This window comes from Anaerocolumna sp. MB42-C2 (genome assembly GCF_030913705.1).
Classification (GTDB): Bacteria; Bacillota; Clostridia; order Lachnospirales; family Lachnospiraceae; genus Anaerocolumna.
This window is the reverse complement of sequence record NZ_CP133190.1, coordinates 4747773-4761031: the sequence shown is the minus strand read 5'-3', so window position 1 is coordinate 4761031 and position 13259 is coordinate 4747773. Positions and strand designations below refer to the sequence as shown.

Sequence of the window (13259 nt, the reverse complement as noted above, 5' to 3'; positions counted from 1 at the left end):
GACTTTTTTACAGATTTCTATTCAGCGAGTAATTGGCCATGAGGCCATGTCTTCAACGAGTTTATCCGCTTCCTTAAGGTTTTCCGGCAGATACTCCCGAATAAATGCCAGGGCGACTATTACATTCAGACACCACTGGGCCGTAAAGTTGGTAGAAATCCACGGAATTTCCGCTAACTTCTCCTGATTGCCCTTGTTAATAACCGTATTCACCTTAAATCCGTCATGGTTTCCTCCGCTGATTAATGTATGAAGAAGGTGGCGCCAGGTCACCTCTGCCAGTTTTTTATCCTTTAAATACCATGCCCCATAAGCACCCATGGCAGCTGCCATAAAAGGCAGGCTGAATTCCCGTTCCCCTATGATTCCGCCTGATTCTTCCAGCTGCTGCTCCCTCGGCAGATAATAAAACCTTCCGTAATCGGCCATCATCTTCTTCCACTCTTCATCCTCGAGCAGATCGGAAAGCTCCATCCATACCTCCGGTGCCCCCATACAGATTTGAAGATGGGTTCCTCCGGCAGCTCTTTCACCAATATACTTAAGGTGGACAGTTGCAGGATCAAATTCAAAGTCAGGCCCGGATATCAGTTTAAGAGGTGCTTTTTTAATATCTTCAATCCCTGTATTTATCTTGTCCCTGTATTTTTTATCATTAAACCGTTCCCACCCGGTCATCCAGTTTGCGCAGAGGGAAGACCAGTCAGGGCCGCTTCTGGCATGACTGGGATAAACCATTTTTTCTTTTTCATAAAAATCGGCCAGAGGATCCTTATTCAAGAAGGTCATCTCATTATCCTTTAACTCGTGAAAGATATCCTCCAGTCTCCGGTCCCCTGTCAGATAATAATAAAAGCGGTGGTGGGCCGCCATGGCGATCCTGGCTTCCTTGCAGGGGCACCCCCAATGCCTTACGTTATGGCGGGAACCCAGGCCTTTATACTTGCCCATATGGTATACGTCAACCTCTGAAGCATGCCTTGACAGCTTTTCGGCCAAAATAAAAATATCCTCCCTGCCGGTTCTCATAAATGCATACCACAACCATAAGGTTGGAACCAGTTCCGTATTATCCCAGGCATAACCTCCCATATCATACCGCCACTGGTGGCGTTCCCTGTCATAGGTATGCATGAAATCCCCATAATTAAACAAACCGTACCAGTTTCTCTGTTCAACTTCCGACCGATAAAATGTAACCGCACGATTTAGCTGGTCCTCTATCCAGACCTCCATTTGTGTTTTGCGTTCCGGTAATGACCAGTATCCAAACGCTTTCAGCTCATGATAGTACAAAGCGGTTCCGACATACTGAACCGGGTGATTTATCGTTTCCGTAAATTCCTCTAATTCCTCATCTGCCGGTATCATTTTCTCTGAGAGTAATACCGAGCATTCACTGGTACAGGCAATCCCATAGGGTGATGCCCCCTTGTAATCATATCCCTCATAATAAACCCGGTTATAACCACGGTTTGCGTAATGGCGGAAATCCATGGCCTCTGCTTTTGGCGACCACAGCCACATCACAGCTTCTGCGCAGTCTCCATCCAAATTCCGAAAAGTATAACCGGAAGGATATTTTTCCCAGAAATCCCGGATTGAAAAAAGGATCGATCCATGCTCGGAACCAAAAGCTGCTCCTCCCTGTGTCCGGTTTCCGTGAAAACAGTCTAAATAACAGCAGTTTTCATCCTTTATTTTCTTTCTGACTGAAAAATGGTTCACACTGTCCTGGCATAAATCATACTCGCTCCAGAAAGGCATTGCCTCTAATACTGTATCCACAAGCTTCTTATCTTTTCCCTCCAAATTAAGTATCTGCCCCTGAATCTGATTTGCATAAATCTCCTGGGGTATTCTTGGCCTCCAGGAAAGGAGCTGTGCCATACTTTCATGGAAAACACCATGATCTCCCATAAATTTCACATGGCGGTTATAGATTTCTCCTTCCAGTGGCGAACTAAAGCTGATTCCGATTCCTTTTAAGAAATCTCTGTCTTCATCACCGTCGTATAAAAACGTATGTATAAAATCCAGACGAGGATTGTTATACCCTATTTTCATACGAATCACAAAAGGTATCTTCTGATCCCCGTCTGCCAGTTCATGGTTGCCCATATATTTTAGAATTACCTGAAGCTCCCCCTCTTCCTCAATACAAACCTCTGTTATCCTTGGCTGATAGTTTTTTTCTATCCTGACCGGACAGCTTTCCCATACAGCCGGCTCTTCCAGCAGAAGAACGGGCTTTGCCCCAGTCAGATAAACCGTTCCTGCAAAGGAAACAGAATCAAAAAGCATTGTACCCTCCCCCGTTATTTCAAGCTCCAGGCTGCCAGCATGGACTTTCAGCCTTTTTCCGTCCTTCTTTACAATAATTTTATTCCTGTCTTTGGTTTTAATGGAAAGGGCTTCCTCTCCCTTTCCGGGAAAATCTTTTATTTCATCCACAGGAAGAACTTCTATTTCATCCTCTAAAAGGGTAGCATCTGCCGTATGGGCAGTCCATTTCACGGAACCGTCCGGCCAGTATGCCGTAATCCGGGTCTGCATGGGTACCTCTTTCCCAGCCTTATTATTTAGAATATAGCCGGTCTCTTTGGAACACTTTCCCTTTTCCCACATACAGCCCCATGTAGTATAACCGGTTTTTATTCTGTCTCCAAGCTTATGCAGTATCATTCCACTTTCCTCCAAAATATTAATATTGCTGTAAAAAGGCTTCAATCGTTATGATACGTTCGAAGCCTTTTACCTGTATTCTTATTTTACCCGTAACATTTGTTATACCCGGTTGACATCCTTATTTCGCCGAATCATTCTGGTACAGCCTGTTGATTTCTTCAACCAGCCTGTCGCCTCCCCGGTCCAGCCATTGTTTTGCGGCCGCATCAAGACCGGCTTCATCAATCTGTCCGCAAATATACTGGGTTCTTGCGTCTTCAATAATCTGCTCAATATCGGTGCCGACTTCCGCATTTACCTCAGAATTTGCAAGATATCCTAACGCCGGGTTAAAGACAGCAACCTGTTTGTTTACCGCATAAGCAGCATTCTGTGCCATTGTTGGTTCATCCGCTACCAACTTGTACGTTGTACTTGCCAGATTAGGTATGTAGCAAATACACTGATTTAAACCTACCTGGGGAGTCTCACTAACATCCAGTTCTTTCCTTAACTGGACCTCTCCGTTGCCATTAAGATCATAGGTAACTCCCTCCAATCCATAGTCGGCTAATGCAAGCATTTCATCGTCATTCATCTTATCCAGAAAATGAAGGCAATTTTTAACGTCTTCTTCCGTTTTTGCCCCTGATTTTGTTATCATAAAATACCCGTTAAAGCCGCTGGTTGCCAGTGTCTTTCCATTTATAGGCCCCACCAGGCTCATGGAGGCCATATCAGAAGAATTTGTAACGGATTTTACATCATTATCATTAAAATACTGCCATATTCTTTTACCACTGTCCATAACATCAATAAATACACCGGCTTCTCCTTTTTTACAACCGTCGCTCCAGGTTCCCGAATCAACCGTTGCCCAATCCTTACGTACCAGTCCCTCATCATAAACCTTTTTCATCCATTTCAGGGCCTCTTTATATTCTGCCGTTTGATGAACAGGCACCAGTTTTCCGTCTTGTTCCACCCATTCGTTGCCACACCCAAACCATGTCTGAATAATATCAAGCGGTCCCGTATATTTGGTCATTTCCATTCCGTATGTATCGTCTTTTCCGTTGCCGTCAGGATCTTCATTGGTAAATTTATAAAGCATATTATAAACATCGTCAATCGTCTTAGGGTCCTCGGTAATACCTACTGCTTCCGCCCAGTCTTTCCGGTAGGAGAACCCATATCGACCGATTTCTCTTGCGCGGTAAAGACCTATAATCTTGTCATCCACTGTCAATGCTTTTAATACATTTTCATTTGCCTGGGACAGGTTGGGATAGCTTTTAGAATCCTTAAGATAGGGGGTCAGATCCCAGAAAGCTCCTTTTTTAGCCGCATCTACCACATTAGCCGTTAAATTACCGCCGGCGGTAAGAATCATGGGCATATTGTCCTTGTCCATCAGAGTAAGACCAAATTTATCAGCATAAGTGTCATTGGTTTCCCACTGCCATTCCACATGGGTCCCTGTGTATTCCTCATACTTTTGTATTACTTCGTCCGAATGTTCATTCTTCAAATCGGTTCCGTAGAAAGACGGCGCCATTAAGGTAATGGTCGGTTTTTCTCCCGAATCAGTTCTTTCCGCAGAACCGGATGTGCCTGTTGAAACGGAAGAATTTCCGGTGGGACTGCTCTGGTTTCCTCCTCCACATGCGGTCAGTGATAAAATCATTGTGCCGGTCAATACTGTTGATATAACTTTTTTCCATATCTTTTTCATAGTTAGTTCTCCTCGCTTTTTTTATTAATATCATCCCTTAACGGAGCCAACCATAACTCCCTGGGTAAAATATTTCTGTATAAACGGATAAATCATTAAAATAGGTATCGTTGCTACTACAGTGGTTGCCATCTTGACAGCTTTTTCCGGAGGTGTACCAAAAGCCCCCCAATCAAATCCCCCCTCCGTCGCCACAGCAGAGGTCAGGAAGATAATTCTGCGCAGTACAATCTGGATTACTTCTTTATTTTTATCTGAAATATACATCATGGCATTAAAATAAGAGTTCCAGTGGGTGACCGCGTAAAAAAGAGACACACTTGCTAAAACCGGCTTGGACAGCGGAAGGATAACTTTTATGAAAATCTGCCCGTCATTACACCCGTCCATTCTGGACGCTTCCTCCAATTCCGTGGGAATTCCCTGAAAATAACTTTTAATTATAATCATGTTAAAAGCATTGATAGCCCCCGGGAGCCACAAAGCCCAAAAAGTATTTTTCAGATGGAGCACATTGGCGACCAAAAGATAAGAAGGCATCATTCCGCCGCTAAACACCATGGTAATGATTACCATATTGGTAATAAAGGTCTTTCCTTTAAAATAACGCCGTGACAAAGGATATGCCAGAGTACAGGAAAACACCATGTTTATTAACGTTCCCACTAAGGTAACAATAACCGAATTCTTAAGCCCCCTGAAAGTATCTCCCGTTCTTAAGATATACTTATACGCGTTTAAGGATATGGTGTGAGGGAAAAGAAAAAACGCACGTTCCGTCAACTCCCGTTCCGTTGCAAAGGAACCGGCTACCACATATACAAAGGGAAGCAGCGTAATCAGTGCAAATATCCCTATGAACAGATATATCACTACCTGAACAAATTGATCCCCTGGGCTTCGTTTTATTTTTGTTCCTTTTATTTTCGCCTTAGCCATTATTCATTTCTCCTTATTGACTTATTTATATTGGCAATTGCGAAACTATAAAGTTTTTTGAATATACCATGCAATTGATACTTGTTACCAGCTTCTGATCCCCTATAGACCATTAATTGCTTGGCATATAAAAACAATATGTGAGTTTCGCTATTACCTATTATTTATTATTATTGAAAGTATTAATAAAATCCGGACTCACCGAATGCTTTGGCCAGGCGGTTCGCTCCAAGTACCATAATCATACTCACAATGGACTTAAAACATCCTGCCGCCGTCGCCAGGGAATAGCTTCCATTTACTACACCTTTAGTATAAATATAGGTATCAAATACATCGGAAACAATGCGGTTCATGGAGTTCTGCATAAGGAATATCTGTTCGTATCCTGTATTGAGAATAGAACCAACTTTCAGAATCAGCATGATTACTATGGTGGAACGAATGGCCGGAAGGGTAATATGCCACATCTTTCTCCACCGGCCCGCTCCGTCCACCTCCGCTGCTTCATAGAGCTGGACATCCACTCCCGAAAGAGCTGCCAAAAATATAATCGTTCCATACCCTGTTTCTTTCCACATGCTCTGTCCGATGAGCATTGTCACAAACAGTTTGGGGTCCGACATGATATCAGGTGCTTTGTTCCGACCGAATATCTCTTCAAATACGTGGTAAACAAGACCATCCGTGGTACTGAAAAGCTGTGCGGTTAATGCGGCCACAATTACCATGGAAATAAAATGTGGGATATAGACCATGGTTTGGGTTACACGTTTAAAGAGTATACACCTGATTTCATTTAACATAAGTGCCAGCAATATGGGAGCCGGGAAATAAAAAACCAGGCTGGCTATAGAGATGGATAAGGTGTTTTTTAAAAGCCTTAAGAAATCAGGTCCCGTAAAAAATTTTTTGAATATATCCAATCCTACGAAAGGGCTTCCGGTAAATGCTCCCAAAGTGGAGTTTCCGTTATAAGGGCTGAAATCCTGAAACGCCATAATCAGTCCTCCCATTGGCAAATAATTAAAAATGAGCATGTACAGTACACCGGGTATAATCATCAAATACAGCCATTTATGTGCAGTAAGCGCATATTTCCAGGTTCCGGTCACTGCTTTCGGTTTTATTTTGGTTTTTTCCATATGTCGTCTCCTATTATTCCTTTCTTATTTTGTTAATATTAACAGGTGTTTCACCCCTGATTCCCATTTATATCCCGTTATTATGCTTAATTTTTTTTGATATTCTTCCTGTTTGCAGGCATATTGTATATCTGTCTGCTGATATTTGTAAATAATCATTTTCTAACCTGTTTTTGTCCGGTGATGAACCTTTATATTCCAATACAAAAAGGTAGTTTTATCGAAATTTAAAATTGAATTATCATCTTATTCCATTATTGTCGATGCTCTTTTTTAATTACACCGGAGTAAATGATCCTCCCCTATATGACATCATTTGTTGAAAAACCATCTTTAATTAAATTTTTAAGTACATCCAGCTGACGGTCTTTGTGATATCCGGTTATTAATCGAATAACTAAACCGGCAATTATGAATGCTCCCTTTTTCTGTAAATGGGTATTGTCGGATACTCCGCTGGCATACCTGCTTTCCGGATATTCTCCGGGATTGGTCCACAGATAAAGCTTTTTACTTCTTTCCGGTCCAACTGTATTTAAGTAAAAAGTACTTTCTAAACCCAAATCAAGTAACGGAATGTTTTGTTCTCTGCTTAAGTTAAGCATTACCTCTCTGTATTGCGGAAAGCTTAAGTGAAATAAACCGGTTTTTTCATCGTAACTCCTTCTTTCCACAGGTGTAACTAAAACACAAATTCCTTTTCTTTGCCTGACTCCGTCAATATAATACTGAAGATATCCAGCAAAATCCCTGTAAGATACGTAGCGGTTCGGTCTTGCAGCCGTAGCGTCATTATGTCCGAACTGTACAAATACGTAATCGCCGGGTTTTAATTCTTTGAGAATATCGTCAAACCGGCCCTCTTCCAAAAAAGAACGGGAACTTCTACCGCCTATGGCCCGGTTATCAATTCTAATATCTTTCGTCTCATAAACACCTGGTTCATCGCTTAGGTTACTATTGTCCAACGCTGCAGCCGTATCCTCTTTAAAATAATGAATCAGCATTTCTCCCCAGCCTGCCTGTGGAAAATCCGATTTACTGTAAGTTTGTACAGTGGAATCCGATGCCAGAAATACGGTAGGTTTTAAACCTGGTTTTTTATCCGGTTTTCTCTTTATTGTAATCTGTTTTATGTAAACCTGTTCAGGTCCGGCTTTTTCTCTGGATGTGCCATAGCATACCGGCAAGATTTTAAGAATTAATTCATTTTTAACCACACTGGTGCAAAAAGTAATACTATTTTCCCTGTCCACCTCTATCCTGTCTGCCTTTTTTATCTTATCCGCCTTCACAGCGGCCTGATATGGGTTATCCTCAGGATTGCAAAAAGTAATCGTAACATCATAATCCGCGTTTTCAAGAAAGATGTGAAATACATCTGTATCCTCATACTCAAAGATGCCAAATCCGGTTTCCTCTGTCTCCCTCCACATCATACTTTTAAGAAGACAATAATCTTTTTCCATAACGGAAGTAAGATTATGTGATAGATGTTCCTGCCTCGGATAATATATTTCATTAACCCATCCTTTTGCCTCCTCAGGATATGAGTGGTGCATGATATGATAATTTACTCCGTTATATCTAGGTTCCTTGCCTGCTTTATCACCTACAGGATATAATTCAAAAACTATCTCACTGCTGTTATTTCTACTTTCAAAACTTTTCATTTTTTACACCCATTGCATATCGCAGGTATCCTGCGATACTGCCACAGAATAAAATGTGAAAGAATCACAATGTGGCAACCTTTCATATTCTAAATTTTCTTTCACTCGTTTATAATGATACCGCAAAGCGGCATCTCAAATAATTGGGGAAGAAGTTATTGACGGTGCTCTTTGCGAAAAGCCGCCGGGGTAAATCCCATATGATTTTTGAAAAAACGTATAAAATTTTGTACATTATTATATTGAAGCTTTTCCGAGATTTCTGCCACAGAACATTCTGTAGTCAGAAGCATATACTTGGCCTGCTTTAATTTTTCTTTGTTTGCTATGTCGGTAAATGTAACACCCTGTTCATGTTTTAAAACCTTGCTTAAATAATTTGGATGATAACATAACCGGTCTGCACATTCATTCAGGGTGATATTCCCCCTGCTGTCTTTTAAAAGCTTTATTACTTGTGTTAAAATTTCAGACTCTTGACTCTCCTGCCGTTTTTTCAAAAGTTTATGAATAATCGGGTCTATGATTTCCCGACTGATAGCTTTTACTAATTCCTGTTTCCCGTAAATCTGTGTAATACTGTTTAAAATATTGTACTGCTCACTATCAAATATATCGGAAAGTGCCACACCGGCTGACCCGGGAATATTCAGTATGGCAGTCAAAAGTCTGGTCAGATAAAAATTACGCTCAATACCAACTACACTTTTCATCTCCATACGGACAATGGTTAATTCCAGAAGACGTCCCGCTTCTTCATCTTTGCAGCTGTCAATAGCCAGAATCAATTCGTTTTCAATAATCATGTCATATACATTTTCCTGGGAATTCATTGCTAAATAATCATCGAACAGGGCCAGAGAGGAGTTTTCTGTATCTTCTGTATTAGCTTTATTACTAATAGCCTGGGCACATTCGTTATAGGCCTTTCGTACATGGTGGAGCTTATGGAATGGCTGGCTGATTCCCGATGCAGTGGCCATTCCGAAATTTTCGGCAATGTAATCCTTAATCTCTTTATAAAGAGCTACCGTTTTATTATCTACCTCTATATCAATTTCTGCTCCCACCAGAAAAACCAATCTTTCCTCATAATAGACAGGTGTAATGAACATACGTTTTTTAAGTTTTTCCGGAAGCCCGGAAAGTATTTCCCCGTATTTTTCTTTTAACCGGTCATCTGTCCCCTTACAGGTAATGGCGATCATCCGGTAAGCCGGATAGACGGTAATCCCATACTTTTTTAAGCTGTTTTCTATCCTTTCTTCATTCAGTTCTCCTTTCAGTAAATTAGATACAAATAATTCTTTGATCTGTAAATTTTGGTCCTTCACAAATTCCTGCAATACCAGCAGCGGTTTTGAAAATGCCATTGCCGTCAGACGGATAATTACCAGAAGTAAAACAAACACAGCTATTACCACAAAAGAGGCCATTACAAATATAGTGGCATCCTTATTTATCTTTGTTTTGTCATATCCAATCACAAAAGTTAATCCGTCCGTTTCCCCATTCCTTACATTAATATTATACTTTTTTCCACTAGCAGACCGGTATATTCCAGAACCTTTCATCCCCTCCTTAAGATAACTTTCTGTCATATCTGAATTAGTATTAAGGATTACTTTGTCATTTGCAAGAATCGTAACATCATATCCCAGTTTCTTGTAACTGTCTGACAAGTTATTAAGTTCTTTCTCGTCAATCTGCACCAGAAGGAGCCAGGACATACCGCTTATTTCATGTTCATTTTTTATCACTAAAAGCAGTCCCGAAGAGTCAATCGAATTACTGTTCCGGAAATTTCCACTTTTTGGAGGCCTGGTACCCTCCCTGTTCAGCCAGTAAACCGAAAGCATCATCTCTTTCTGACTGTTAAGAAATCTGTTAACTTCATCCCGGTTCCAGGTTTTTTCATACGGAAACATCCCATATTTGTTAAACACCCATCCATGATCGATATTGATGAATTCATAATTACTTATGTACTTTTCCATAAAATAAGTGCCGCCCAGGATACGCTGCGCCTGTTGCATATTACTTATCCGTGAATACGGGATATCCTTCTGGCTTACCAGCCATCTGAACCTATCCCCATTAACGTTATCAATATAATATTCTTTCAGGGAAGAAAAAATATTGCCATATTCTCCTGATATCTCATCACTGTAGGAACTTAGGGTAAGATACCTCTTGGAAGATTCCGAACTGATATAAATATTACAGGAAACGATTCCCATTACGATTAACGGAATTGTAACCAACACCAGAAGTTTCATAAACATTTGTTTTTCATAGGTCAGAGAATCCAAAATCTTTTTAATCCGCATAATCCATATTCCTTTTGCTCATCTATTTTCACTTTTTTGTTAACCAGTTCCTTATCATAACTCATATACTTTCAGGTTTCTGTATTCCGCCGTCAAGGGAGCCAGCTGCCGAAAACCGATTTTGCCTTTCTTTAACGTATCCCCATAAGTAATACCATCATCCATATAACTAACAATACACAGATCCTGAATGGAAAAAGAAATCCTGTCTTGGTATTTTGTTACAGCAATACGATAAAAATCCATTGCATCTGCTGCAGACGGCAGTGGGTCCGCCCCCTGTGCCACCAGGTGAAACCCATAACTTTTTCTCAAGTTACACGTATGAAATTTTCTCTCATCCGGCTCCTTTCTCCGAAAGTAGGAAATATGAAATGCATTGATGTCACCGCTGTGATATTGCGAATATTCACCGGCCCTTTTAGCAAGAGAGGTATCAAATAAATCTTTTCCGTTCTTTCCTTCTGCCGCAAAGAACAGGATACAAAGTCCCACATCCGTCACCGGTCTAAATTCCCATGTAATTAATAAATTCTCCGGAAATGTCTGAGGACACCAGAGTACATAGTTTGATTTCTGTCCCAGCCCGGTATCCTCAGCATTTTTCAGGCGCATACAATTATTCTCAAAGCTGATATCCGCCTGTCCCTCCAGAACAAATTCAGCAATATCTTTCTCCTGTCCCAGCGGATTTTCATAAATTAATCTCTCTTTTGTTACAGCTTCTGCTATATTGTAATCTTTCATATCCATCCCCGCCATTTTCTTTGTGCTTATTATCGGTATCAATATTGATAGCCACTGTAATTCTCCGTCATTTTGCACATTTACTTTTTTCTTAATCTTATCTTTATAAACACATTGTACAATCACCTTATTGTATCTGTAAATTATCATTTTCTAACCAGTTTTTAGCAACAAAAATACTTCATATCCCACAAAATAAAGTGTTATAGGAAGTTGAAAAGTTAATATTATCATTTTATTCCCTCAGAATTGTATATACATAGAGCCTGCTTTTAATGTGTACGGAAATGGACTTGATTCAATAAAACAAAAAGTATGGCCCAAACGTTAAACCTGAACTAACTGTTTGAACCATATTTTTTTTAATTAAATTAAACTTTAGATTGTAACTGCTTTATTTCTTCCATCCCTCCGGGAGATACTTCATTGTATTATGTATCATATCATCTGCAAGTTTCTCGACTTCATTCTCGGAAGCTCTGCCCTTTACTAGCGGATCATTTAAAAAGGCTTTTACCACCAGCTCTTTATCACAGGTTAGGGCTGCTTTTAATACTGTCTCATGATTTTCAACATGAGGTTTTATCAGATTTAGAACACTCTCCGGTAAAGTTCCCGCTATAATCGGTTGGATGGAATCCCTTTCAAATACTGCATTTGTCTCTACAATATCACCGCTATTTAGGTTTGTTATTTGTTTATTTCTGTTAGGTATATTAACATTACTGATTACCCGTTCCAAACCACATAAGGCTTTAATTAAGAGTATTCCCTCTTCTCCCGATGGTTTTAGTTCCATTTCTTCTCCGTTCACAAGCCTTTGGCTCTTTGCCAGCCGGTTTTGCAAGTCCTCTTTTCTCCAGGCTACTGTAGTTAAAGCAAATCCCCATTTCTTTACTGTCTCAGGATTCTTAAGGTATTTCTCGCCCGGCATAAATTCTGCTAAATGACGGTCACCGGCAGCAGCAATCAGGCCATGTTTACGGAATAAATCAAATTTAACCCTGTGGCGACAGGTAAACATACTATTTGCCCAATTATTATCTTTTTCCTGATAACCTTGTTCAAAATGGCTTTCGATATAATTACGGTATACTGGAAAAATATCATTTCCCTTATAAGAAGCACGGTCAAACCAGGTAAAGTGGTTAATACCTAAAACATTAACGTAAACCTCTTCTCTTTTAATATCTTTTATCCCCAAGGATTCCTCTGTAATACGTTTCAGCAGTTTTTGGGTACCGAATACTTCATGGCAGCATCCAAAGGCTTTAATTTCTGGAAATACATGATATAAAGTCTTTACACACAAGGACATTGGATTGGTATAATTAATAACCCATGCTTTCGGTGCATATTCTTTGATAGCCGTTGCTATTTGAGTAAACATTGGGATAGTCCTGAGAGCACGGACAATACCGCCGGGTCCTGCTGTATCACCAACGGACTGATAAATCCCAAGACGTTCCGGAAGATGAACATCACTTTCCATTTCATCAAATGTTCCCGGTAAGATAGAGATAATAATGAAGTCAGCACCTGTCATTGTTTCCTTTAAATCTGCTGCTACGGTATAGTTCCATTTTCCGCAGACTTCTTTCCGGTTTTGCAAACAGTTTCCTATTATTTCATTATTTTTTGCAGCGTTTTCATCCAGATCATAAAGGCAGATGGTTCCGCTTAAAGCCGGTTCTAACGCCAGATCCGTCATAAAAGTCCAGGCCCAGCCTCTGGAACCGCCCCCGATATAGGATATTTTTAAATCCGTTACCTTATTATTCTGATATTTCATTTCTGCTCCTTTCCTCCTTTCGGTGCCACTTATACTTGCATCAAGAGGTGTGAATCTATCACTTAGTTTATGTTAGTTTATGTTTGTGTTTGTATTAAAGATTATAATATAATATGGTATAATAATCTTATATAATATTGCTTATTTTTTATATTTTTCCAACTATATTGACTAAATTTTAAATACGCATAGTCACATACATAATCATTGTCATAATACATAGGAACATAG

8 protein-coding genes are annotated in these 13259 nt (G+C 40.1%); all 8 read right to left on the bottom strand.

The window, feature by feature from the left end; genetic code table 11:
• Nucleotides 1-21 precede the first annotated feature (21 nt).
• On the bottom strand, nucleotides 22-2685 hold the full coding sequence (locus tag RBU59_RS21180; RefSeq protein WP_308144463.1) for an exo-rhamnogalacturonan lyase family protein: 2664 nt from the start codon (nucleotides 2683-2685) through the stop codon (nucleotides 22-24).
• 121 nt (nucleotides 2686-2806) lie between these two features.
• On the bottom strand, nucleotides 2807-4402 hold the full coding sequence (locus tag RBU59_RS21175; RefSeq protein ID WP_308144462.1) for an extracellular solute-binding protein: 1596 nt from the start codon (nucleotides 4400-4402) through the stop codon (nucleotides 2807-2809).
• Nucleotides 4403-4432: 30 nt separating this feature from the next.
• Nucleotides 4433-5341: a carbohydrate ABC transporter permease gene (locus RBU59_RS21170; protein ID WP_308144461.1), complete on the bottom strand. Its 909-nt coding sequence runs from the start codon at nucleotides 5339-5341 to the stop codon at nucleotides 4433-4435.
• Between the two features lie 182 nt (nucleotides 5342-5523).
• Nucleotides 5524-6486 (bottom strand): ABC transporter permease, encoded by a 963-nt coding sequence (locus RBU59_RS21165; RefSeq protein ID WP_308144460.1) that lies wholly within the window; start codon nucleotides 6484-6486, stop codon nucleotides 5524-5526.
• A gap of 302 nt (nucleotides 6487-6788) precedes the next feature.
• Nucleotides 6789-8159 carry a rhamnogalacturonan acetylesterase gene (locus RBU59_RS21160; RefSeq protein ID WP_308144459.1) on the bottom strand — a complete coding sequence of 457 codons (1371 nt, stop codon included), beginning with the start codon at nucleotides 8157-8159 and terminating at the stop codon, nucleotides 6789-6791.
• A 155-nt stretch (nucleotides 8160-8314) separates the two neighbouring features.
• On the bottom strand, nucleotides 8315-10489 hold the full coding sequence (locus tag RBU59_RS21155) for a helix-turn-helix domain-containing protein (RefSeq protein ID WP_308144458.1): 2175 nt from the start codon (nucleotides 10487-10489) through the stop codon (nucleotides 8315-8317).
• 54 nt (nucleotides 10490-10543) lie between these two features.
• Nucleotides 10544-11386: a DUF1961 family protein gene (locus RBU59_RS21150; protein ID WP_308144457.1), complete on the bottom strand. Its 843-nt coding sequence runs from the start codon at nucleotides 11384-11386 to the stop codon at nucleotides 10544-10546.
• A gap of 244 nt (nucleotides 11387-11630) precedes the next feature.
• Complete coding sequence (locus tag RBU59_RS21145; protein ID WP_308144456.1) at nucleotides 11631-13028, bottom strand: family 4 glycosyl hydrolase; 1398 nt, start codon at nucleotides 13026-13028, stop codon at nucleotides 11631-11633.
• Between the last annotated feature and the right edge of the window lie 231 nt (nucleotides 13029-13259).